Below are 25,726 nucleotides of genomic sequence, written 5' to 3'. Positions count from 1 at the left end.
TATAGAAATGATCATAATTTATGCTATAATTTTTCTATAAGTATATAGTTGTAGAAAAGAGTGGAATAAATGGAGAAAAAACTAGCTATTATAAGTTACAGTCCATCAGTTATGGACACCTACCAAAAGCAAATTGTAAGTTTATTTTCAGATAAAGTTTTAGTAGACAAGTATTTTATAGGAAGTGAGGAAATTAGAAAAGGCATAGAGGCAGACTTAGTGTTGCTTCCTTCTTATAGTATATTTTTAGATATTAAACCCTATATAAACAAAAGCAGCGAGGTTATTGTCATTAACAGAACCATATCTCAAGAGGCTTTAGATACAATTATGAATATACCGGAGGGAACAGAAGGCATACTATTAGATGAGAGCTTAGAATTAGCTGTTCAAATGGTTTCTATAATATATGGATTAGGAGGCAGACATATAGAGCTTACGCCTGCTTCTGTTGAAAATCATGAAAATACTAAAGAAAAAACTGTAATTTCATTAGGGGAGTTGACATCTACCCTGGCACCAGGTACTGATATAATAAACCTTGGTAATGCTCTTTTGGATTTGGACACTATAGTGGATATAGGCGCTAAGCTTAATTTAATTCATGTTCTCCAAAGACAGGATATCAGAAAAAGCTATAAGGAAAGTGTAACTAGAAACTCTGGATTATCTAATATTATCAGGCAAACAAATCGCTTTGAAAGTGAGCTGGATATTCTCCTTCAAGTTTTAGATGATGGTATTATAGGAGTTAATTCTAAGGGGATAATATCTATTTTTAATGAAGGTGCAGAAAATATTATAGGTTATAAAAGAACTAAGATTGTAGGAGGACAAGCAGCTTATATCTTGCCACATCTTCCCTTTGAATATGTGCTTAAAAATCGTGAGCCCATAAAGGAAAAGCTTATTAATATTAATGGTTATGATGTGGTGGTATCTACTCACCCCATAATTCATTCAAATAGACTATATGGAGCAGTTGCTATTGTAAGAAAGTTTAGTGATATAGAGAAGAAACAGCATAAGCTTAGAGAACAGCTTATAGGTAAGGGACATAGAGCAAAATACAGCTTTGAGGATATATCCGGGGAAAGCGAAGAAATAAAAAAATGTATTGATATTGCGAAAAGAATGGCAAAATCAGACTCCTCCATACTGCTTACAGGGGAAAGTGGAACAGGAAAGGAACTCTTTGCCCAAGCTATACACAATGGCTCTAAAAGAAAAAATTATCAATTTGTAGCAGTAAACTGTGGTGCCCTGCCAGAAAGTCTTTTGGAAAGTGAATTGTTTGGATATGAGGAAGGTGCTTTTACAGGAGCTAGAAAAGGTGGAAAGCCAGGGCTTTTTGAATTAGCCCACAATGGAACTTTGTTTCTAGATGAAATTGGAGAAATGCCGCTAAATCTTCAGATGAGACTTTTAAGAGTTCTTCAGGAAAGAGAAGTAATGAGAATTGGCGGGGATAGGCTAATTAAAGTAAATATTAGAATAATTGTTGCAACTAATAGGGATCTGAAAACCATGGTTAAAAAGGGTGAGTTTAGAGAGGATTTATATTACAGATTGAAGGTACTGCCTTTGAAATTACCTTCTTTAAGGACAAGAAAAGAAGATATATTACCTTTAATTAATGAAATGGAAAAAACCTTTAACACTAATTTTGATTTAACAAAGGCTGCAAAGGAGGCACTGCTTGCCCACAGCTGGAAGGGGAATATAAGAGAACTTAAAAATTATGTAGAGTATTTTGCTAATCTAGGCCTTAGAGAAGTAGACGTAGAGGACTTGCCCTTTGATGAAGAAGAAGAATTCTACGAGGACACTTTAAATTCAGAAGAAGAAAGCCTAGTGAAGAAACTTTTGGAAATTGGTGAAGATAAAATTCAGAGATATTTGTTTGTATTAGAAGAATTGGAAAAAAGTTATACTGACAAAAGGAGACTAGGGAGAAGAACTCTATATTTAATAGCTCTAGAAAAGGGCTTTTTTTTAAGTGAGCAGGAGATTAGAACGATCTTAATCAATCTTGAAAAGCTTCTAATGGTGAAGATTTATACTGGAAGAAGCGGTACTGTAATAACAGATTTGGGAAGAAAGGTAATTAAGGAGCTGAAACAAAAATATTAACACTCTTTAAGTTTATAGACAAATACCTCAGAAAAGTTTAACCGGTATTTCAAATAGAGGTATAGTCAGTAGAAAGCTTTAGAAGGACTCTCTAGTGCTATACCTTAATAAAATATACCAGTATTCAGTGCTCTAAAGATTGCTCCCGAGCATTATCCTGATTTTTCTCGCTATCAGAGGTATCCACCTGAAACTGATTTGTTCTACCCATCATATAAGCAAGTTTAATTATTGATTTTTCTTCCTCCGTCATTTCCCTATTAAACATCTTTTCAAACTGACTGATAAGTTTATCGTTATCAATCTTTGGCTTAGAGTTATTTTGTCTCTTTGGAGCTATATAATCTTCTATATTATATTTTTTAGGTTTAATCTTCTTATTAAAGATTCTGTTAAAAACCTCTGCAGTATAATAGGCATCATTAATTGCATTATGAAATTCATAATTAGTAAGTATTCCATAGGACTCCACTGCTTTATGAAGACCGATGTTAGTTCCTTTGGGACAGTTTAGATATCTCGAAGCATACCTTTGGATATCTATATAATCCCTAGGTATCACAGAGAGGTCTAGTTTATGATAGTGCACATTTCTAAGCAGCTCTTTTATATCTGTCATTCCCCAGATACATAAAATATTCTTAGAGTCCTCAATAAAATTTATGAATTCTTCAAAAACATCCTTAAAAGGATTTGCATTATATAATTCTTCTGGATTTATATTAGTGAGATCTTTTATGAAGGGATTAAGCTCACTATATACTTCAGGCTTTACCAGTCTATCTAAAACTGAGGTTATTTTAAGGTTTTTGTCTAGCTTTATAGCACCAAGCTGGATTATTTCAAAGGGGCATAGGGGGTTTACATTGCTGCCTTCTTTATGAGAGTTATAGCTCTGGTTAAATTCTAGATCAAATACTATGTAACTCATATAATTATCCTCGAAAATTAATAATAATATTACTTAGTATATCACTGAATAATATAAAAAAATACTAAAATCATTCAAATAATTCTTAGTAAAAAAGTTAAAGCCAGTACTTAATGACTTAAGCACTGACTATAATTACATTTTTATAATTACATCCAAAATACCGGTACTCCTATTTTGACACCTATCTCTCGATAGGTGGGTAATCTCACAGATGGCTCTATCGCCTTCAATGCCATAAAAGGACTCACAAGAAAGTACATATCCACATCTAGATATTGATCTCCCGAAGCTTTAATGTAGGTTCAAAAAAGGAGCTTAACGAATATTTCAGAAATCACAATCTATATTAGCGTTATGGGGTACCACTAGGTACCTGTAAACTAGCTTAGATACTGAGTAAACAATGTTACTGTCCTTCGCTGAAATTATAATAACACATTTAATTTATCTATGCAAGAGCAAAAATAACCTAGATAAAAAATTTAATGGGTTGATTGGTGTTGAAAAAACATACCGATTAACCCATTGATTTCATTATGAATTGCAGGAGCTTAGTAAAATAAATAGATTAAAAGATGGACATTATTGGCATAATATTTGCTATATAAAAGGTTGAATACAGTTTTTAAAAAATTCTAACAAATTGGAGGGAATATATGTATAAAATATTAGCTATTAATCCAGGTTCTACTTCTACAAAGATAGCTCTTTACGAAGATACCAATGAATTATTTAAGAAAAATATAGAGCACTCTAATGAAGAAATAGCAAAATATAAAAATATTACAGACCAGTATGAAATGAGATATAAGGCCATAATGGACCTTTTAGAAGAAATGAATTTTGATGTTAAAGAGCTCTCTGCTGTAGTTGGAAGAGGGGGATTACTGCCACCAGTTAAGTCTGGAGCTTATAGAGTAAATGAGGCTATGGTGGAAAGATTAGCTAAAAGACCTTTAGTTGAACATGCATCAAATTTAGGAGCTATAATTGCTAATGAAATATCAAAGCCTTTACATATACCAGCATTTATATATGACTCCGTAGCGGTAGATGAGCTTCAGGATATTGCAAGAATATCTGGAATGGCAGATATAAAAAGAGAAAGCTTTGTTCATGCGCTAAACATGAGGGCAGTGGCTATGAAAGTAGCAGAAAAGATACAAAAACCTTATGAAGAGGTTAACTTTATTGTGGCTCACCTAGGTGGAGGTATATCCATAAGTGTTCACAATAAGGGCAAAATGATTGACATTGTGTCCGATGATGAAGGACCATTCTCACCGGAAAGGGCTGGAAGAGTGCCTTGTAAACGATTAATAGAGATGTGCTATAAAAACGATAAAAACGTTATGAAAAAGAAGCTAAGAGGAGAAGGTGGACTTATTTCCTACTTAGGAACTAATAGTGCCCTTGAAGTAGAAAAGAAAATATTAAGCGGGGATGAAGAAGCTAAGCTAGTTTATGAAGCTATGGCATATCAGATAGCAAAGGGAATAGGAGAGCTAGCTACAGTAGTAGATGGAGAAGTAGATGCAATAGTAATAACAGGAGGCATAGCCTACTCAAAAATGATAACAGAGTGGATACAAAAGAGAGTAAAGTTTATTGCCAATGTGGAAATCGTACCAGGAGAAAACGAACTAGAGGCTCTAGCTTTTGGAACTCTTAGAGTATTAAAAGGTGAAGAAAAGGCACATGAGTATGACTTAGATTAATAAAGGAAATGGATTTATAACTTTTAAGGGGAAGGCACAGGAATATGATTTAAATTAATATTAATAGGGGGAAAATCATGGGAAAGTGTTTATTTAGAAATGAAGTAAATTCAGTAAGGCCTTATGTTCCAGGTAAGCCTGTAGAGGAATTAAAGAGAGAATTAGGCTTAGAAGATATTGAAAAGCTTGCGTCTAACGAAAATCCATTAGGACCATCACCTAAAGCAATAGAGGCTATAAGAAAAGAAGCGGAGTACATTAATATATATCCAGAATCTAATGCTACAAAGGTAAAAGAAAAGCTAGCAGAAAAATATAATTTATCTGTTGATAACATCGTTACAGGTAATGGGGGAGAAGAACTTCTAAAATTAATAGCAGAAACCTTTATAAATTCTGGCGATGAAGCAATAATGGCTGATACTACCTTTGATAAGTATGCATCAGAAGTATCCTTTATGGGAGGAACAGCGGTAAAGCTTCCTTTAAAGAATTATAAACATGATTTTGAAGGTTTTATAGGCACTATAAATGATAATACAAAACTAATATTCATATGTAATCCAAATAATCCTACAGGAAATATAGCTACTAAAGATGAGTTAGATAGCTTTGTGAAAAATGTACCTGAGGATGTAGTAATAGTTTTAGATGAAGCTTATTATGACTATGCTGTTATGAATCCAGAGTATCCAGACAGCTTAGAAATATTAAAGAAGAGACCAAATACTATTATTCTGAGAACTTTTTCTAAGGTTGCTGGAATAGCTGCTGTTAGAATAGGATACCTTTTGACTTCTAAGGAAATTGCTGATGCTATGAATAAGATAAGACTAGTTTTTAGCGTAAATAGATTAGCACAGGCAGCAGCATTAGGAGCACTTGAGGATACAGAGCATATACAAAAAACTGTAGAATTAAACTACAAGTCACTAGGATTAATGGAAGAATATTTTAATAAAAGAAGTTTTGAATATATAAAGTCTAATGCAAACTTTATATTTGTTAATATAGGAGAAGACTCAAGAGTGGTCTTCAATGAATTATTGAAAAAGGGAATAATAATAAGACCAGGATATCTATGGGGTTGGGATAGCTGGCTCCGAATAAGCACAGGCACAATTGAGCAAACACAAAAGTTTGTAGATAAATTAGATGAAGTGTTAAATGAACTTTGTAAAAATGAATTAAGTTTAGCATAATAGGGTTAAAAAAGAAGGGGGAACATAAATGAAAAAGCTTATGACAGGTAATGAAGCAATTGCCAGAGGATTTTATGAAGCAGGGGGAAATGTAGCAGCAGCTTACCCAGGAACACCATCTACAGAAATACTTGAGAATATTTCAGAGTATAAGGAAATTTACTCAGAGTGGGCTCCAAATGAAAAGGTTGCAGTAGAAGTTGCAATAGGTGCTTCTATAGCAGGAGCAAGATCTCTATCAGCTATGAAGCACGTAGGAGTGAATGTAGCTGCAGATCCTTTCATGACTTATGCTTATGAGGGAGTAAATGGAGGCTTTATACTAGTTTCTGCAGATGATCCAGGAATGCATTCATCACAAAATGAACAGGATAATAGATATTATGCAAAGTTTGCTAAAATAGCTATGGTAGAGCCAAGTGACAGTCAGGAAGCAAAGGATTTTGTAAAAGATGCTTTAGAAATATCAGAGAACTTCGATACTCCAGTACTTTTTAGAGTTTCCACAAGAATATGTCACTCAAAGTCTTTAGTTGAACTAGGAGAAAGACAAGAGGTGGAAATGAAGCCTTATGTAAAAACACCAGATAAGTTCATTATTACACCAGCTCATGCTAAGAAACTTCACGTAGTTGTTGAAGATAGACTAAAAAAATTAGAGGAATTTAGTAATAATACTCCTCTAAACACAATTGAGTGGGCAGATAAGAAAATAGGTATAATAACTTCCGGTATATCTTATCAATATGCTAAAGAAGTATTCGGAGATAAGGCTTCCTATTTAAAATTAGGATTTACTCATCCACTTCCTTTTGCAAAGATAGAAGCTTTTGCTAAAGAAGTAGAAACTTTATATGTAATAGAAGAACTTGAGCCTTATATAGAAGAGCAGATAAAGGCTAGAGGAATAGCTTGTATAGGCAAAGATAAAATTACAAACATGGGAGAGTTAAATCCAGATGTAGTTGCTAGTGCTCTTGTAGCAGAGGAAGCTAAAGAAGAAGTAGCAAGCAGCCTTGAAGCACTACAACAGGGAGTTATTTCAAGACCACCTACTTTATGTGCAGGATGTCCACACAGAGGTCTATTCTACAGCTTATCAAAGAAAAAGAACATTATGATTACTGGAGATATAGGCTGTTATACTCTAGGTTCTGCAGAGCCTTTAAATGCAATGGATACTTGTATCTGCATGGGAGCTTCTGTAAGTGCTGGTCACGGAGCACAAAAGGTTTTCAACATGAGAGGGGAAAACAAAAAGGTAGTAGCTGTGCTAGGAGATTCAACTTTCTTCCATACAGGACTATCAAGCTTAATAGATGTAGTTTATAACAAAGGAAATTCTGTTACTATAGTTCTAGATAACAGAATAACTGGAATGACAGGACATCAGGAAAACCCAGGTACAGGCTATACTTTAATGGGAGAAAAGACTGAAGCTATAGATATAGAAAAGCTTTGTAGAGCTGTAGGAGTTAAGAATGTAAAGGTTGTAAACCCATTAAACCTAAAGGAAACAGATGAAGCAGTAAATGAAGCATTAAAAGCTGACGAACCTTCTGTTATCATTACAAAATGGCCATGCGTTCTTAAAAAGTTAAGTGTAGAAGATAAGCAGCAGTTTGATTGCAGCGTTAAGAGCTATGAAGTAAATGAAGATAAATGTAAAAAGTGTAAGATGTGTACTAAGACAGGATGTCCAGCTATATCAATGAAAGAATATTCAAGCATAGATAAGACTATGTGTGTAGGCTGTTCATTATGTGCACAAGTTTGTCCATTTGAAGCAATAGAAAGGGTAGGTGAATAGTAATGAGTGACGTAAAAAATATTCTTTTAGTTGGTGTTGGAGGACAGGGTACAATACTAGCTTCTAAAATACTTTGTGCTGGATTAATAGATGCAGGTTATGACGTAAAGATGTCAGAGGTTCATGGAATGGCTCAAAGAGGAGGAAGCGTTACAACACAGGTTAGATATGGTAAAAAGGTATATTCACCTATCATAGGAAAAGGTCAGGCAGATGTAATTGTTGCCTTTGAAAGAATAGAAGCTTTAAGATGGATAGAGTATTTAAAGCCAGATGGAAAAATAGTAGTAAATGATTATGCTATACCTTCTGCTACTGTGCTTTCAGGAAAGGAACAATATCCAGAGGATGTAGTAGACAGATTAAAGGGAGCTTTCAAAAATCTAACTATTATAAATGCATCAGGAGAAGCTTTAGAACTTGGAAACATTAAGGCACAGAACGTAGTTATGCTTGGAGGTCTTGTAAAGGCTCTAAACCTTCCAGAAGTAGACTGGGTTAAAGCAGTTCGTGAAAATGTAAAGGAAAAATTTGTTGACTTAAATATAGCTGCTCTTGAAAGAGGTATGGCTGTATAATGAATAAAAAACTGGCATATGTTTAAAAGCATGTGCCAGTTTTTTATTGAGTTCCTAGTGAAAAAGGAGTAAAATTTTAGTAAAATTTACTTTGTTTTAAAAGCACAGAACACAAGGGGGTATTCAAATGCTTAATGGCTGTGGGGATATTTTTAAAGATAAATTTGGGCAGGAAAATTATAGACTATTCTTTGCTCCAGGAAGAATTAATTTAATTGGAGAACACACAGATTATAATGGTGGACATGTTTTTCCTTGTGCAATCACTCTTGGCACATACGCTTTTGCTGAAAAAAATAATAAAAATGTAGTTCGTATGTATTCTATGAATTTTGAAGAAAAGGGAATAATAGAATTTTCCTTGAAGGATTTAGACTATAAAGGAGAGGATGCTTGGAGTAACTACCCAAAGGGAATAATCCGTTATTTTATCGAAGCAGGCTTTGATATTAATTCAGGAATGGATATTTTATTTTATGGAGAAATACCAAATGGTGCAGGACTATCTTCCTCTGCATCTATTGAGTTAGTGACAGCAGTACTATTAGAAGGGTTATTTAATTTAGATATAGATCCTATTGAGATGGTGAAGATAGGAAAAAGGGTGGAAAATGAATTTATAGGTGTAAACAGTGGTATAATGGACCAGTTTGCCATTAGAATGGGAAAAGAAGGCTATGGAGTTTTACTTGATTGTGAGACCTTAAACTATTCCTATGCACCAATAACCTTAGATAATCACAATATCATTATTATGAACACAAATAAACGTCGTTCACTAACAGACTCTAAGTACAATGAAAGAAGGGCAGAATGTGAAGAGGCCTTAAAAAGACTTCAGACAGTGACAAAGGTAAAATCCCTTGGTGAACTAGATGAAGAAAGCTTTGAAAGTCATAAAAAGGTCATTGGCGATGAAATATTAATAAAACGGGCAAAACATGCAGTTTATGAAAATCGTCGTACCATAAGGGCACTGGAAGAATTGAAAAAGGGAAAATTAATAGAGTTTGGGAAGCTAGTTAATGATTCTCACAATTCCCTTCGTTATGATTATGAAGTTACAGGAAAAGAATTAGATACCTTAGTGGAGTCAGCTTGGCAGCAAAAAGGAGTCTTAGGTTCCCGTATGATTGGGGCAGGCTTTGGAGGCTGTGCTATTGCTATTGTTGAAAAGGAATATACAGAAAAGTTTATTAAGGAGGTAGGAAAGAGATACAAAGAAATTATAGGATATGAGGCTTCCTTCTACACTGCAGATATTGGTGACGGAGCAAAAGAAATAAGGATAACTATAAATATATATGAAGTTATTAGAAAGTTAATTAATAAAGCAGTAGATGCAAGGCTTATTGAAAAAGAAGATGAAGTTTATGTATCAAACAGAATTATTGCTCTTTTAGGTATAGAGGAGATGAAAGCTGCAGAGACTGCTGGAGAAGTAAATAATGAAGATATACCAGAGTTATTAGAAAAAATAGTGAAGTACGGCTGTGAAAAGGGAATAATTGAAGATATTTTTGATGAAAGGGAAATACTGTCTAGCAGTATAATGGATTGCTTTATAGATAAGCCTTCTGTAATTAATAAGCATTTTTATGAAAGATATAAAGAAAATCCAGAAAGGGCAACGGAATACTTTTATGATTTAAGTAAAAACAGCAATTATATTCAAAGTAAGAGGATTGGAAAAAATATTAATTACAAGGCAAGTACAGAATATGGAGAACTTGATATTACTATAAATCTATCTAAACCAGAAAAAAATCCAAAGGATATCATAAAAGAAGGAAAGTTAAAAAGCACAAACTATCCTAAGTGTCTGTTGTGTATTGAAAATGAAGGATATGCAGGAAGAATAGGACACCCTGCCCGCGCTAATCATCGTATGATTAGAATAGATTTATTAAAGGAGCAGTGGTATTTACAATATTCTCCTTATTCCTACTACAATGAACACTGTATAGTACTTTCCAAAGAGCATAGAGATATGAAAATAGATCGCCAAAGCTTTTCTAGTCTGCTGGCTTTTGTAGAATTATTTCCACACTATTTTCTTGGCTCCAATGCGGACCTTCCAATTGTAGGAGGCTCCATACTATCCCATGATCATTATCAAGGTGGTAGATATGAATTTGCTATGGCAAAGGCAGAAGAAGAATGTAAATTTAAAATAGATAGGTTTCCAGAGGTTCAATGTGCTGTAATTAAATGGCCAATGTCTGTAATTCGCTTAAAAAGCGCAAATATAGCATCACTAGTAGATACAGCAGAACATATTTTAAACTCCTGGAGAAGATATAATGATGAGTCAGTAGATATATATGCCTATACAAAGGAGGTTCCACATAATACCATAACCCCTATAGCGAGAAAAAAGAACAACTTTTTTGAACTAGATCTTGTACTTAGAAATAACCGCACCAGTAAAGACCATCCTCTAGGTATTTTTCATCCTAGGGAAGATGTTCATCATATCAAAAAGGAAAATATAGGACTAATTGAAGTTATGGGACTAGCAGTCCTTCCAGCAAGACTTAAAACCGAGTTAAAAGATGTAGGAGAGTACTTGTTAGGGCATAAAGACAATATAGCAGAATACCATAAAAATTGGGCAGAGGAATTAAAAGAAAGATATAGAGAAAAATTAAATAGTGATAACTTAGAGGAAATAATAAGAAAAGAGACTGCAGCTAAATTTAAGAGAGTATTAGAGGATGCAGCAGTATTTAAGAGAGATGAAAGAGGCAGAAAGGCCTTTAAGAGATTTATAGAAAGCTTGAATTAATTAGTTTAGAAATAAGCAGAGAGATAGAGTGTAAATAAGATTTATATTCTATCTCTTTATTTATTTTAAGTTAAGGACAAGTTTAAAAATAGTACATATTATGTACTAGATAAAAACCATATTCACATATTTTTACGAGGGGGAGAAGTTAAGTGGTAAAAAGTATTAAAATAAAACTACTGATTTTCACGCTAGTATTATCCTTAATTCCGCTTTTAATTACTAATTCTTATCAGCTTTTAAGTTACAGCAGTAATCAAAACAAAGAAATAACCGCCCACCTGCAGGATCTTGCAGAGAGTAAAGCAGATGGAATAAACCTGTGGATGGAAGAAAAGATAGATTTGTTAGATGCAGTATACAAAAGTCACCCTGAAATACAAACAACTGATGAAAACAGTATTGTACCAATGTTAAAAAGTATTAAAGGACAGTATGCTGGTATTGATAGTGTGGTTTTTTCCGATGGCAAAGGTAATGCAGTAGATGACAAAGGGAAAAAGAGCAGTGTTATTGATAGAGAGTATTTCTTAAGGGCTCAAAAGGGGGACTCCATTATACTCAGTGATATAGTCACAAGCAAAAGTACTGGAAAGAATGTAATAGTATTTATAAAGCCTATAATAAAGGATGGAGGAGAATTTAAAGGTTTATTTATGCTGACAGTTGATGCAGAAAGAATGATTAAAACTGTGCAGGACATAAAAATAGGAGAAACAGGTTATGGATATTTAATAAATAAGAATACTACTGTATTTTTATTTCATCCAACAAAGGAGAATATAGGGAAAAAGTACGCCGAGGTAAATCCTGATAATGCTAAAGTCTTTCAGGAAACTGTATTTAAAAATCATAGCGGTAACTTGGAGTATATAGCCTTTGATAAGACAGAGAGATTAGGTTACTATCATGCAATAGATGCGGCAAATTGGCAGTTAGTTGTGACAGGAAAGACATCAGAAGTATTAGAGGGGTTAAATAAAAATACTAAGGTAGTTGTCTCTTTAGTAGCTATAACTGTCATTACCGTTATTTTGCTAAGCATAGTTATTGGTACTTCCTTTGTAAAACCAATAGAGAAAGTAACAGAGCTTTTAGTTAAAACAGAACAGCTGGATTTAGTTAAGGATGATGATATTGAAAAGATTTATAAGAAAAAAGATGAAACAGGAGTTATGGCTAAGGCCCTGGAAAACACAAGGAAGACCATGAGAGAAATAATAGAGAAGATACAGCAGACGTACCTTGTTATAGAAAAAAACATTAAAGAGCTATCCTCTACCTTGGGAGAAACAACAGGGTCAATTGAAAGTATAGCAAAGGCAATTGATGACATGGCACAAGGGTCTACTGAATTGGCTAAAAACACACAAATAAGTGCAGTTAAACTAGAAATGCTTTCTAAGGAAATTGAAGATGCCAATAATACCTCTTCACAAATAAGGGAGCTTATAGACGAAAGTAAAAAGGCTAAAGACAACGGAATAGAGGTTGCTGCTAAACTTCAAAGTGTAGTAGAGAAAAATAAAGCCGTTGCAAGCAGAGTTGGGGAAAAAGTAGTTATTCTTGATGAAAAATCAAGAAAAATCAGCGTAATTACTGAGACAATAAAAAATATAACCTCTCAAATTAATTTACTTTCACTTAACGCTGCCATAGAGTCAGCAAGGGCTGGAGAGGCAGGAAAGGGCTTTGCAGTAGTTTCAAATGAGATTAAAAAACTTGCTTCTGACACAGCAGCATCTACTGTAGAGATTGAAAATATTATAGAGGAATTTAAAGGAATAATTGAGAGTACGAAAGGAGAAATGATTGTTGCAGGAGAAACTATAGAAAATACAAGTGAAATGAGCAAGGTAACAGAGGAGGCCTTTGTTAGTATAGATAAGTCAGTTACAAATATCATTGAAAAAATTGATTCTTTAATTAAGGATATTGGACAAATGAGCAAGGATAAAGAAGAGGTTGTTAAGGCCATAGAAGATATATCTGCAGTGGTAGAAGAGGCTGCTTCTACAACAGAGGAAATTTCCGCATCTACTCAGCAGCAATCTGCCAGCATAGAGCAAATATCAAACTTTGCAGAAAAGTTATATAACATTGCTATAGAATTAGAAGATTTAATTACAAAGTTTAAGGTTTAAAATGATAAAGTGCTTGTTTTCACACAGGCACTTTGTTTTTTAGGGTAAAAAATGGTTCTATTCATATATTGACAGTTGCTGCAGTAAGGTTTAAGGTTGAATTAAGGTTTTAGGTATGTTTTTCCACATTGGACTTGGGGTTAATGTATATGAAAAAGGGGGATGAGAGGTATGAAGGTAACTAAAAAGCTTTTTGGAGAAATAAATTGGGAAAATGTATACGAATACACATTAAAAAATGATAAGGGGATAGAAATTAGTTGCTTAGATTATGGTTGTGTAATTACAAAGATAGTAACTCCAGACAGGCATGGAAAGTATGAAAATATTGTGTTGGGCTTTGAGGATATAGAAAGCTATAGGGAAAAGTCTCCTTATTTTGGAGCCGTTGTAGGAAGGGTAGCAGGGAGGATAAAAGGAGGAGAATTTGAACTAGAAGGAAGAACTTATACATTAGCAAATAACGATGGAAAGAACCATCTACATGGAGGGGTAAAAGGTTTTAATGATGTAATATGGGAGGCAGAAATTACAGAAGGGGAAGATGAGATTAAGATAGAATTTTCCTATACCAGTTTAGATGGAGAAGAAGGCTATCCAGGAAACCTTGATGTGAAAGTAGAATATATCCTTAACAATGATAATGAATTTATAATTCAATATAAGGCAGAAACAGATAAGACAACATTATTTAATCCAACAAACCATAGTTATTTTAATTTGAGCGGTAATTTAAAGAGAGATGTGTTAGAACACAGTTTGAAAGTAGATAGTAGTAAGTTCTTAGAAATAGATGAAGAATTACTGCCTACTGGAAAGGTTTTAGAGGTAAGTGATACAGTTTTTGATTTTAGAAAGGGAAGAAAAATAAAAGAGGGCGTTAGTTCTAATTATATTCAAAACAAAATAGTTGGACAGGGCTATGATCATACCTTTATATTAAACAGCAATAACTCTGAAATACTGCTGTGGGATGAGGAAAGCGGTCGTAAATTAGTAATGAATACAGATGCACCAGCAGTTGTACTTTATACCAGTAATCAATTAGAAGAAGGAATGGACCTTTATGGAGTAAGTTCTAGGAGCTACTTAGGGCTTTGTTTAGAAACTCAGATACCACCAGATGCAATTCATCATGAGAGTTTCCCTGATTGCATTTTAAGGCCAGAGGAGATTTTTATTTCAAGAACTAAGTATACTTTTTCACTTGAATAATTAAGTAGTTAAGCTATAGGGTATAATGACTTAAAAGAATATCTAAAAATAAATATTGATAATTAGTAGAATATATGGTAATTTTAATATGTTATATAAAAAAGTTATGGAGGTGAAAAAGATGGCTAAGGTCTTTTTAGTAAATACAATTTTAGATAGACTACCAATGTCATTATCTGGAATCACACATGTAGTTTGTGATTTTACGGGAGAAGTCTGTCCAAAATTAAATAGTATACTAAAAAGAAGTGAGTTATCTTTGCCTTAAATACATTATAATTTTGTTATTTGTAACCTAGGTAAGGAGTAGCTTACCTAGGTTTTAATTTTTATATTATGAAGTGGAAACTTGAATCAGATGGAGTTTCAACTCCATCTGATTCTTAGTTGAACGAATCCAGGACGCAGCCGCTCTAATACTCCCTCTTAGGGAAGAGGGAGTATTAGAGCGGGTAGTCATCGGATAAAGCTAGTTCTATATCTAGAGATGGTATTGATTTGTGCCGCCAGTATTTAGGTTATTTCTAGCCATTAATTTCTTTCCACAATTTTGTTTCAAAATATAAAAGCCTAGGTGAGTATTACTTACTTAGGTTTTATTATTTTGCAAAAAAACATAAACATAGGGAGGAGTTAACAGTGATACAGTTAGCATTAAAAGAAATAGAAAAATATTTTGGTGGCAATAGAATCTTTAGGAACATTAATTTTGAAGTTGAAAGTGGAGAAAGAGTTGGATTAATAGGAAGAAATGGTGCAGGTAAAACTACAATATTTAAAATTATTGCTGGTATTGAAAAACAGGATAAGGGTGATATTTTTATAAGAAAAAATGCTACTATAGGGTACCTAGATCAAATACCTAGCTATTCTGAAGAATTTAAAGTATTAGATGTTTTAAAAACTGCTTTTGAAATCCAATATGAAATAGGTAAAGAATTAAAGACATTAGAATTAGAGATGGCTACTTTAGAAGGTAGTAAATTAGAATATGCAATAAAAAAATATGGTGAGCTTAATGAACTTTATGAAGCAAAAGGTGGTTATGAAATAGAAGAAAATATGAGTAAGGTTTGTACTGGGTTAAAATTCAATGATGAATTTCTAAATAGAGAGTTCATAAGTTTAAGTGGTGGTGAAAAGACCATTGTAGTATTAGGTAAAATTCTATTGCAGAATCCAGATATACTCCTTCTTGATGAGCCTTCAAATCATTTAGATATGGCATCAATAGAATGGCTTGAAGGATATCTTAAAGGATATAAAGGAACAGTGATGGTTATTTCTCATGATAGATATTTCTTAGATAGAGTAGTGACAAAGATACTTGAAATTGAAGATGGAGAAAGTTCTTTATACAATGGTAATTACTCTTATTATATTAAGGAAAAGCAAAGAAGAGTTTTTGAGCAGTTTGAAGCTTATAAGGATCAACAGAAAAAAATAAAGGCTATGGAAAAAGCAATAAAACAATTAAGGCAATGGGCTGCCCAGGGAGATAATGAAAAGTTTTTTAAAAGAGCAGAAAGTATGCAAAAGAGGTTAGATAAAATACAAAAAATTGATAAACCTCTAATAGAGCAACCTAAAATTCAATTAGATTTTGTTGATGCAGACAGGTCTGGTAAAGAAGTAGTAATTATTAAAGACCTATGTAAAAGCTTTGAACAAAAAAAGCTGTTAGAGAATTTAAATTTATATGTTAGATATGGAGAGCGTACAGCTTTAATAGGTGATAATGGAAGCGGTAAATCAACTATTATAAAAATACTTTTAGGCGAAGTTGAGGCTGATTTTGGGGAAGCAAAGCTTGGAGCCAACACTAAAATAGGATACCTTCCTCAAAATATAACCTTTAGCAATGAAGAATTAACGGTTCTTGAAGCTTTTAGAGAGGATATGAATATTTTAGAAGGTTCAGCAAGGGGAATACTAGCCAAATTTTTATTCTATGGAGAAAGTGTTTTTAAAAAGGTTAAGAATCTCTCTGGAGGAGAAAAAAGCAGGCTTAAGCTTTGTAAGTTGATTCAAAATAATATAAATTTATTAATACTTGATGAACCAACTAATCACTTGGATATAGATTCTAGAGAAAATCTTGAAGATGCTTTAATGGAGTTTAGTGGAACTATTCTATTTGTATCCCATGATAGATTCTTTATAAATAAACTTTCACATAGAATATGTGAAATAGAAAATAAAAGAGTCGTAGATTACTATGGAAATTATGAATATTATAAAGAGAAGAAGGAGGAGTCCAGTAAAAATAAAATAGAACCTCTTAATAAAGAAAAAGAGAAAAAATTAAAGGGCAAAGCAAATACTAAAAAACAGCTGTCTAATAACAAGATAAAGGAAGCTGAAATGTTGGAAAAGACAGTAGGGGAACTTGAGGAAAAGTTAAAAGCTATAAATAATGAAATGATTAATAGTGGAAGTAACTATGATAAATTGTTGGAGCTAGAAAAAGAAAGAGCAGCAATTCAATCAGAATTAGATTTAACCCTTGAAAAGTGGGTGGAAATAGAAAGTTTATAGCATTTGTTGAAGTAAGTTAACTTTATACTGAAAATTTTTGCAGCACAGCATTGTTAATATCATAATAAAAACTTTTGATTTTAAGAAATCCTTTCAGTATAATTATAGGAAATGATAGTAAAAAATATAAATTGCTATGGAAATAAGCAATTTATGTTTTTGAGGATTTTTACAAATATATTGTATAAAGAAAGGACGATTATAATGGAAAACATAAATAGCTGCACCACATTAAATAATGGAGTGAAGATGCCATGGCTTGGTTTTGGTACTTATAAGATAGAAGATGGAAGTACAGTTACTGAATCAGTAAAGGAAGCTCTCAGGATAGGCTATAGACATATTGATACAGCTTCTCTTTATAATAATGAAGAGGGAATTGGAATCGCATTAAAGGAAAGTGGAATAGAAAGAAAAGAGATATTTTTAGTAAGTAAGGTTTGGAACTCAGACCAAGGCTATGAAAAAACTCTAAATGCTTTTGAAACTTCCCTTAAAAAGCTTCAAACAGACTATCTTGATTTATATTTAATTCACTGGCCTCAGCTTTTGAATAAAGAAACCTGGAGAGCCTTAGAAAAGCTTTATAAGGAAGGAAGGGTAAGGGCTATTGGAGTATGTAATTTCAAAGAAAGTCACTTAAGAGATTTAATGGAAGATGCTGAAATTCCACCAATGGTAAATCAAGTGGAGTTCCATCCTTACCTTATTCAAAATGACTTACTAGACTTCTGCAAAGATAATAACATACAGTTAGAAGCATGGTCACCATTGATGAGAGGTAATATCCTTAAAGTTGATTTATTACAAGAGCTTGCAAAGAAATATGGAAAAACAGTATCTCAAATTGTATTAAGGTGGGATTTGCAAAAGGGGATTGTTACAATTCCTAAGTCAACAACTCCTGCAAGAATAAAAGAAAATACAGATATATTTGATTTTGAACTAAGTGAAGAGGATATGGATAAAATTCAACAATTAGATCAAGGTCTAAGATTTGGAAAAGATCCAGATAATGTTTATGCAAATCCTGACATATTTAATAAATAAGGTGAGCTAATTTATCTTAGCATTATTATGGGACTCAAAGGTAGCCTAGTAATTAGACTTGGCAGCCTGTGTATAAGATGATGTTATACGTTGAGCATTAAATATTTTAGGCTATGTTTTAATATGATGTTAAAACATAGCCTAAAAAAATTCTAGGTGGGATTGTCAACCTAGAATACTCAATATTTCAAGAAGATGGCGAATTAACTTTGTCTAAACTCATTTCATTCCAAACACTTCCAGAATTACCGAACCGTTTTTATTGTATAATTTATTTATTCTCTCAATATTCGGGAACCTTTTGGAGTTATAAATCATCTATCATATGTATGGAGGTGGTGAATTGGAATTAGAAAATAGTACTACAGTAAATTCCAAAATAGAAGTTGTTAACTTTAAAACTCTAAGTAAGGATTCTTTTGCGGAACTTATTCTGGAGAATAAGGTTTCTCTCTATAGGCTCTCAAAAAGTATTTTAAAAACCGAAGCTGATGTTCAAGACGCTATAAGTGAAACTATTATTAAAGCCTATACGAATATACATAAGCTAAAAGCAATGAATAGCTTTAAACCTTGGATTATGAAAATACTTGTCAATGAATGTTACAGCATAATAAAAAAACACAAGAAAATAGAGCTTACAGATGATTTTACAGCCTATGAAGGAAGCTACGAAGATAAAACTGACGATAACCTTATGTTTTATGTTAACCAATTAAAGGAGGAGTTTAAGAGTGTAATCATTTTGTTTTACTATGATGATATAAGTATAAAGAATATCAGTAAGATTCTAAACCTCTCTGAAGGTACGGTAAAGTCCAGACTAAGCAGAGCCAAAGTAAAGCTTAAGGTAATGATGGAGGAAAACTCAGGAGGTGATAGTTTTGAATAAATTAGATAATTTTGATAAGCTGCTCAAAAAAAAGGCTCAAGAAGAAGTCTGTTATATACCAGAGAATTTAAATAGGAGTATTAATAACACGCTTGCTAACTTACCTAATAATAAAAAACATAAGAGGTCTATAAAAAAGATAGCCTTAGTTGCCGCATTGGTAGCTGCCATATCCTGTACTACTGTTCTGGCAAGTACCACTTCAACAATTAAAAATACATTAAGCGGAATTATATCACACTTTGATAATACAAAAGATACACGATATATTACTGATAAAACCAGCTTTGATAAATTTAATAAGTCAATAGGGGTTTCTGTTCAGGACAAAGGCATAAAATTTAAAGTAGAAAATATAGCGACAGATGATAACTTTATGAATATCTTTTATACTATAGAGAGTCAAAACTCAATAAATATGTTCCCTAATGACGATGATGCTAAGATTTTTGAGGCCTTTTTATCTACACCTTTTCTAAAACTTAAAATCAACGGAAAAGAGGCAAAGGAATCCAACCACAATGATATAGATGCTTACTTTCAGAGTGATAAGGTCTTAAAGGTAATGAGAAGATTTAATGTATCTCAAATTAACTTACCTGAGAAGTTTGATGTTGAAATATCTACAGATGAAATCTTCAAAACAAAAGGAAAATGGGTAATTACAGCTAGTGTAGACAAATCTGATGTTGCTGTTGAAACAAAAACAGTAAAGCCTAATATAAAGAAAACTATTGATTTAGGAGACTATAAACATAGTATTATAATAGATAAGGTATCTATTTCTCCCTTTGGAGACCAAATAGTTATAAGTGAAAAAACCTTGAATGACAGGCTCTTTGATATATTTGCTATCTTTGATGATAAGGGGAATAATTTAGATGTATTAAATACTGATATACAGGGCAGCCGCTTTGGTAAAGCAACGAATTCTTTTGAATTTATTAAAGGGAGTACCGGTATGAAATACATAAGCTTAGTACCAATAAAATTTACTGAGTCAGGTAAGGCAATTATTGAAAAGGTTGATATTCAGAAGCTGCCTATAACCTTTAAAACTAATAATGCCGGCAGTAGAATTGTTGATAAGATAGAGTTTGATAAAAACGTAATAAGAATTAAGTACCATAATGAAGGACTTCAATTATGGGATCCCGCATTTCTATTCTACGATGCCGCTGGAAACGATCTTGACCTCGGCGCTAATGGAAGCACTACGGCAGTTGATAGACAAACTGGAGAATTTACCCAGACGCTAACCTTTGGTAATAAAAATGTAGATTTTTCAAAGATAGCGAAGATTGGTACATTTACTGGAGTACAGAAAATTGATTTGCTTAAAGATCAGGCTATAAAAATTAATTTGCAATAGTTATATATCTAACTTCTTCTTTGTCAGTTTAGAGTTTATTTTTTAGAAAACCTATCGAATCTAATAGGTTTTCTAAAAAATTTCACTGAGAAGGTAATCTAATACTTATATTAGACCTATTCAAAATCATACATAAAGACATCAAATTTTCTCTCTATGAGATTTTGATTTATTAAGGGTTTAATAGCTTTCCTTTGACATATAGTAGTCTACTAAAGGTTTTGCGTAAATTCATAATTATAGTAAGCATAATTTATCATAATATTGGTACACAAATTTCACAATAATGCCTATTTATCATCTGCGCTGCATAGCGTTCAATAATAGGTCTTCTATCATCAAATTCATAGTTTCTTTTTGATAGTTCCCAAAATATCTCCATCCATGCTTTTTGTATAGCATCTACTGTGTGACTTATTTTAAATATGCAGTATTTTCCACCAACAGTTTTTCCGAAATTAATATACTTATTATCAACCTTAAATTCATCCGAAACAACTAAGCATGTATCATAACGACAATCTTTAGCTTCTGTGAATTGGGGGTTATCTTGGGCTATTCCTAATATAATTGAACTTTCGCTAAGCAAGTTTTTTTCTCTAGCCCAACTTTTTAATTGTTCCATTATTTGCACATTCTCTGAACCGTAAGGACCTGTTCTTCGTATATAAGCAATTTTATATGATGGTATTATTTCAATACTAATGTCCATAATTTAACTTCCTTTTCAATAGAGTACATCGATGTCTGAATTCATCATATAATGCTTTAAAATGTATTTCAACTTATTTTTTAAAATTATCAGAGCTAATACCAAAGTATCTGTGAGGACTATATATAGGGATATTGATATTGTTTCACAACTCGCTTATTTATAGGCCATATTTTAGATAGATGCGGATTATTGATACATTATAGCACATATGCTATAATACAAACCATAAGTACAGCTTTGGAGGTTGTAAAGTGATTATCGCAATTAAGATAGCCTTCTAAAATAAGTCAACGAAACTTTTTAGGAGGCTAAAACTATGAAATTTAATTTAATAGATATTGAACATTGGACCAGAAAACCATATTTTGAACACTATTTGAATTCTGTTAGGTGCACTTATAGCATGACAGCAAATATAGAAATAACAAATTTATTGCATGATATTAAACTTAAAAAACTTAAACTGTATCCAACACTTATTTATATCATTGCAACTGTGGTTAATAATCATAAGGAATTCCGCACTTGTTTTGATGAAAACGGTAATTTAGGATACTGGGATAGTATGAGTCCGAGCTATACTATCTTTCATAAGGATAACGAAACATTTTCAAGTATCTGGACAGAATACGATGAAAATTTTCCGTGTTTTTACAGTAAGTATTTTGATGATATTAAAAACTATGGGGACATTATGAGGTTTACTCCGAAATTGAATGAGCCAGCTAATACATTTCCTATATCCTGCATACCTTGGGTGAGTTTTACTGGGTTTAATTTGAATATATATAATGATGGAAGATATTTAGTTCCTATTTTTACTATTGGTAAGTATTTCGAACAGAATAATAAAATATTTATTCCTATGTCCATACAGGTTCACCATGCAGTTTGTGATGGTTACCATACCAGCAGATTTATTAATGAGGTACAAGAATTAGCAGTAAATTCTCAAACATGGTTAAGACATAAATAGACTATACTATTCTTATCTTATAAACTAAAATAAGGGAAGTCGGATGGCTTCCCTTAAAAATTGATTTATTTTAAATACTACTCTAAAACATATCCTATTGAACGTATGAAAGATCCGATGACAGCCGCAAAGCGCTCCGGCTGTTTAAGTGGACACTGTGGTCAGCTTCCCGGATTTGTTCTGCCTGAAGTCTTGGATTAAGACGTTGCAGCTCTTCGGCAATAACAGACGAAACCACGCCTTTATCGCCAAATATAATAAGTTTCAATTTACCTATACTTTTCAATAGTTTCAGCATATTGCAACTTCTTTCGCAACTCGTTAGGCATTCGTGGCAAACCTTACCCCCATATCAAAGGCTTTTTGACAATCAACAGGAAATTGCTCTGATTTTTGTTTTGCCTTCGCCTCTTCTGAAAAAATGGAGGACTCATATTTCTCATAATTAGAAAATTGGTAGGTATCATAACTGTACAATAATTCCACGGGTTTTCCTAACATTCTTGTAATGAAATCCTGATGAGGCTTTAAACTTAGCTTATATCCAGACTCTTCAATATATTTTTCTGTTGCATTCATAGTATAAATAAACCCTGTCTGGATTTTTTTAGGATAAATCGTTGGTATTTCCGAACTATATATACTATGTGAATATAAAAGACGCTCTAAAAGGGCAGTCATTCCAGCTGTTATGTTCATGTAATAAATAGGAGAACCGAAAATAATGGCATCTGCTGTTTCAAGTCTTTCAAGAATATTTGTTAAATCATCTTTCATCGCACATTTACCATGCTGACCATCTTTTCTTTTACAGGCAAAGCAACTGATACATCCCCTGTATTTCAAGTCATAAAGATTTATCAATTCAATTTCTGCTCCTTGTGAAGCGGCTCCCTCAAGAGCCTTATTTAACAAAGTTGCTGTATTCCAATTTTTTCGTGGACTACCGTTAATTGCAATAAGTTTCATTAGTTTTCCCATCCTTTTCTAATCACCAGTATAATTTCTATACTATTGGTTATTTTAACTTTTACTTTATGTTTGTTTTCTATGATATAATTATATTACTAAATCAAAATAATAATAGTACGCAATTTATTTTGATTAGGTATCTTTTTATTGACTAAAGGAGCCTATTTATTATGAAAAATGAAAAGAAGAACATTGCTGAGTATACAAACTCCCCTGTAATATATTCACTACAAATAATTGGAGGTAAGTGGAAATTGCCTATATTATGTGTGCTAAGCAAAAAAATATAGTGCGTTTTAATGAGCTAAAGAGAGAACTAGATGGTATTACTAATATGTCTCTGACTAATTGCTTGCAAGAATTGGAATACTATAAAATAATTAATCGTGTTCAATATTTAGAAATGCCACCCCGTGTAGAGTATTCTTTAACTGAAAATGGGAAAAAACTTATTCCATCTTTAAAGGCTTTTCAAGAGTGGGCAAAAGATCAGATAAAAATTCGTGATGAAAACCTAAATATTAAAAATGACTAATAATTGATTGTGATATTGAGGTGTATATATTTAAGCATAAACCAAGTCTAAATTACTTGTAAATGCTTAAGTATATGCTATTTTTTACTCTCAACATCGCAATCAAGTCAACTTAAAATGCGATGAAAAAATACTGTATTATTGTCGATTTGCCATTGTAAATTCAGGGTTTAGATTATCTAGTTGTATCTTCCAACCTGATGATTTATAGATTTTATAGTCTGTAGTTACAGCCATGCATGAAACACCTGGTAAACTGTCTATAACTTTTAAACCTTTGTCTATGCCAGATACAAAAACAGTTTTAGTAAGAATATCGGCAAGCATATTACCGTCAGGAATATTACTATCTATAACTATAGTATCACTCATCACTCCATTGTCTGTTGGGTAGCCAGTGGCTGGATTTAATATATGATGATACCTCTTACCATCTTTTATAAAAAATCTCTCATAATCGCCAGATGTAGAGAGCGCCTGTTCTGACAAATTAATTATACCTAGGTAGTTTTGCTTATTATCCTTTCTTGGGTGCTGAATTCCAATTGTCCAAGGTGTACCATCTGGTTTCTTGCCAAGAGTATGTATAGAACTTCCACCAAGACTTATGAGGGCACTGTTAACACCGTATTTTTCAAAAACTTTTATAACCTCATCGGCAGCAAATCCCTTGGCTATGCCACCTAAATCTATTGACATACCTTCCTTTAGTAGTTTAACACTATTATTCCCATCCATTATGCTGATATTACTGTATCCTACCAATGGTAATTTTGACTTAATTTCTGCATCTGTAGGTATTCTCTCATTATCAGTACCTATTCCCCAAAGTTTTATAAGCGGTCCTACAGTTATGTCAAAGGCTCCATTACTTAATTTAGAATATTTCACTGCGGTTTTAAGCATTTTAATAACTTCAGGATGTACCTTTACATACTCCTTACCTGCGGCCTGATTAATTTTACTTATGTCACTAGTCACTATGTTTGCACTAGCCATTTGTTCAATTTCATCCATTCTTGTAAAAGCTGCGTCTATAGCTTCACTAGCGTTGGGACCATAGGCTTTTATTTGGATAACAGTATCCATTTTTAAGGATGTCCTGTTAATTTCTTGATCTTTTTTTGAACATCCAGCAAAGAAAAGTGTTAACATAATGAACGTCATCATTATAGATATTCTTTTTATCATTCGTAATCCTCCATGAGATACTTTAAGAAATTCGATAGCTTATCTAATTATTTTATCTTATTTTTTATTAATTTCATAGAATGTTTTTAATATCTTGCAGAGCTAAAGCTTGAAATGAGAAGATTGATATATAAAGTCACTATAAAAGTTAAACTTATAATAGTTATTACACAGATAGATATGAAGACTCTAAATTTACTTATCTACATGACATTTATTTTGAATACATAAGTAACGGAACGGCCTTCCTCCCACCATCCAAAGATTGAATAGGTATATTCTCCATTTTCTACTGGGGCATTAAAAGAATTTTTATTTACCACTTGTTTAACTAAATTAGGATATAGGGGACCGTCCTTACCTGCTACTACTAGGTCTACAGCAGTTTTGTTTGGCTGTTTCCACGAAGTATCAAAATCAAATTTTATTTCTTCACCTTTTTTTACAGAAACAGTTTTAAGGTTTTTCGTTAAATCAAGTGGATTATCACCCATATGTGTAGCTCCTCCATTAGGTTTATCACACCAAGTATATTCATTTTTTATAGTTTCAATTTTGCTCTGATTATATGTAACCCTAATCTCAGGTGGTGACAACGGAATATGCTTTTTCGTAAGTCTAGGCCAAAACAATACAGAGACTAGCACTACTATTGTTGCAACAGTAAAATACTTTTTCAAAGTAGACTCCCCCTCAATTTCACTTTAAACTATCAGATTCATCAATAAAACACTCTGCTGAAATAGTTACTATGCATAGTAATATTTCCATCTTCCCTAGCTAAACCTTCTCTTGTCTCTATTTTAAGGTGCTCTGCTTTTCTTGTCTACAATATTATACTAGCATCAGTCTAGGAGAAGGGATCTATGTTTAGTCTGTATTAAATATTGTAGTTTTTTATTCCCTTGATATATAATTGAATAAATGGGCACTTGTTATAAAGAAACAGATAAGCAGAAATAT

At 32.7% G+C, this 25,726-nt stretch carries 19 protein-coding genes, 1 other RNA gene and 2 pseudogenes; 16 read left to right on the top strand and 6 right to left on the bottom strand.

Translation table 11 applies throughout. The features are described from left to right. The first annotated feature begins 69 nt into the window (after window positions 1-69). Window positions 70-2,133: a sigma-54 interaction domain-containing protein gene (locus P8V03_RS16300; protein ID WP_261669824.1), complete on the top strand. Its 2,064-nt coding sequence runs from the start codon at window positions 70-72 to the stop codon at window positions 2,131-2,133. 124 nt (window positions 2,134-2,257) lie between these two features. Here P8V03_RS16300 and P8V03_RS16295 read toward each other — a convergent pair whose 3' ends face one another. Next, entirely contained in the window at window positions 2,258-3,064 is an 807-nt protein-coding gene (locus P8V03_RS16295; RefSeq protein WP_318798991.1) for a 3'-5' exonuclease, read from the bottom strand. A 148-nt stretch (window positions 3,065-3,212) separates the two neighbouring features. After that, a non-coding RNA gene (ssrS, locus tag P8V03_RS16290) (6S RNA) lies at window positions 3,213-3,404 on the bottom strand. A 319-nt stretch (window positions 3,405-3,723) separates the two neighbouring features. Here ssrS and buk point away from each other — a divergent pair. The 13 genes and pseudogenes from buk to P8V03_RS16225 all read left to right on the top strand — a co-directional run bounded on the left by buk (window position 3,724) and on the right by P8V03_RS16225 (window position 20,374). Next, entirely contained in the window at window positions 3,724-4,785 is a 1,062-nt protein-coding gene (buk, locus tag P8V03_RS16285) for a butyrate kinase (protein WP_261669826.1), read from the top strand. Between the two features lie 77 nt (window positions 4,786-4,862). After that, window positions 4,863-5,987, top strand: a complete 1,125-nt coding sequence (gene hisC, locus P8V03_RS16280; protein ID WP_261669827.1) for a histidinol-phosphate transaminase — start codon at window positions 4,863-4,865, stop codon at window positions 5,985-5,987. Window positions 5,988-6,015: 28 nt separating this feature from the next. After that, window positions 6,016-7,797: an indolepyruvate ferredoxin oxidoreductase subunit alpha gene (gene iorA / locus P8V03_RS16275; protein WP_261669828.1), complete on the top strand. Its 1,782-nt coding sequence runs from the start codon at window positions 6,016-6,018 to the stop codon at window positions 7,795-7,797. A gap of 2 nt (window positions 7,798-7,799) precedes the next feature. Continuing rightward, entirely contained in the window at window positions 7,800-8,375 is a 576-nt protein-coding gene (locus tag P8V03_RS16270; protein WP_261669829.1) for an indolepyruvate oxidoreductase subunit beta, read from the top strand. Window positions 8,376-8,502: 127 nt separating this feature from the next. Beyond that, window positions 8,503-9,648: pseudogene (locus P8V03_RS16265) on the top strand (galactokinase); the annotation flags it as partial. Window positions 9,649-9,669: 21 nt separating this feature from the next. Continuing rightward, a complete protein-coding gene (galT, locus tag P8V03_RS16260; RefSeq protein WP_318799002.1) occupies window positions 9,670-11,163 on the top strand; it encodes a UDP-glucose--hexose-1-phosphate uridylyltransferase in 1,494 nt (497 codons plus the stop codon). A 152-nt stretch (window positions 11,164-11,315) separates the two neighbouring features. Next, on the top strand, window positions 11,316-13,307 hold the full coding sequence (locus P8V03_RS16255) for a methyl-accepting chemotaxis protein (protein WP_318798990.1): 1,992 nt from the start codon (window positions 11,316-11,318) through the stop codon (window positions 13,305-13,307). 171 nt (window positions 13,308-13,478) lie between these two features. Further along, on the top strand, window positions 13,479-14,522 hold the full coding sequence (locus P8V03_RS16250; RefSeq protein WP_318798989.1) for an aldose epimerase family protein: 1,044 nt from the start codon (window positions 13,479-13,481) through the stop codon (window positions 14,520-14,522). A gap of 121 nt (window positions 14,523-14,643) precedes the next feature. Next, window positions 14,644-14,790 (top strand): hypothetical protein, encoded by a 147-nt coding sequence (locus tag P8V03_RS16245; protein ID WP_261669832.1) that lies wholly within the window; start codon window positions 14,644-14,646, stop codon window positions 14,788-14,790. Window positions 14,791-15,161: 371 nt separating this feature from the next. Further along, on the top strand, window positions 15,162-17,060 hold the full coding sequence (abc-f, locus tag P8V03_RS16240; protein WP_318798988.1) for a ribosomal protection-like ABC-F family protein: 1,899 nt from the start codon (window positions 15,162-15,164) through the stop codon (window positions 17,058-17,060). A gap of 204 nt (window positions 17,061-17,264) precedes the next feature. Then, window positions 17,265-18,110, top strand: coding sequence for an aldo/keto reductase (locus P8V03_RS16235; RefSeq protein ID WP_318798987.1), 846 nt, complete (start codon window positions 17,265-17,267; stop codon window positions 18,108-18,110). 343 nt (window positions 18,111-18,453) lie between these two features. Beyond that, complete coding sequence (locus tag P8V03_RS16230) at window positions 18,454-19,002, top strand: sigma-70 family RNA polymerase sigma factor (protein WP_318798986.1); 549 nt, start codon at window positions 18,454-18,456, stop codon at window positions 19,000-19,002. Further along, window positions 18,995-20,374: a DUF4179 domain-containing protein gene (locus P8V03_RS16225; RefSeq protein WP_318798985.1), complete on the top strand. Its 1,380-nt coding sequence runs from the start codon at window positions 18,995-18,997 to the stop codon at window positions 20,372-20,374. The genes P8V03_RS16230 and P8V03_RS16225 overlap by 8 nt, the downstream gene beginning before the upstream one ends. Before the next feature lie 256 nt (window positions 20,375-20,630). Here the strand turns inward: P8V03_RS16225 and P8V03_RS16220 are convergent, their stop codons facing one another. Then, entirely contained in the window at window positions 20,631-21,086 is a 456-nt protein-coding gene (locus P8V03_RS16220; RefSeq protein WP_318798984.1) for an AraC family transcriptional regulator, read from the bottom strand. Between the two features lie 319 nt (window positions 21,087-21,405). Here P8V03_RS16220 and catA point away from each other — a divergent pair, with 319 nt between their 5' ends. Beyond that, on the top strand, window positions 21,406-22,065 hold the full coding sequence (catA, locus tag P8V03_RS16215) for a type A chloramphenicol O-acetyltransferase (protein WP_318798983.1): 660 nt from the start codon (window positions 21,406-21,408) through the stop codon (window positions 22,063-22,065). A gap of 321 nt (window positions 22,066-22,386) precedes the next feature. Here the strand turns inward: catA and P8V03_RS16210 are convergent, their stop codons facing one another. Continuing rightward, a complete protein-coding gene (locus P8V03_RS16210) occupies window positions 22,387-23,034 on the bottom strand; it encodes a flavodoxin family protein (RefSeq protein ID WP_318798982.1) in 648 nt (215 codons plus the stop codon). A gap of 173 nt (window positions 23,035-23,207) precedes the next feature. On the opposite strand from P8V03_RS16210, the pseudogene P8V03_RS16205 reads away from it, so the two are divergent. After that, window positions 23,208-23,572, top strand: a pseudogene (locus P8V03_RS16205) (winged helix-turn-helix transcriptional regulator). A 138-nt stretch (window positions 23,573-23,710) separates the two neighbouring features. Here the strand turns inward: P8V03_RS16205 and P8V03_RS16200 are convergent. Further along, entirely contained in the window at window positions 23,711-24,763 is a 1,053-nt protein-coding gene (locus P8V03_RS16200) for an FAD:protein FMN transferase (RefSeq protein ID WP_318798981.1), read from the bottom strand. A gap of 203 nt (window positions 24,764-24,966) precedes the next feature. Beyond that, window positions 24,967-25,443 carry a hypothetical protein gene (locus P8V03_RS16195; protein ID WP_318798980.1) on the bottom strand — a complete coding sequence of 159 codons (477 nt, stop codon included), beginning with the start codon at window positions 25,441-25,443 and terminating at the stop codon, window positions 24,967-24,969. Between the last annotated feature and the right edge of the window lie 283 nt (window positions 25,444-25,726).

Source organism: Clostridium tanneri (genome assembly GCF_033659955.1).
GTDB classification, from domain to species: Bacteria; Bacillota; Clostridia; order Clostridiales; family Clostridiaceae; genus Clostridium_AM; species Clostridium_AM tanneri.
Note: the sequence above shows the minus strand (reverse complement) of the source record. Positions and strands in the feature narration are given on the sequence as shown.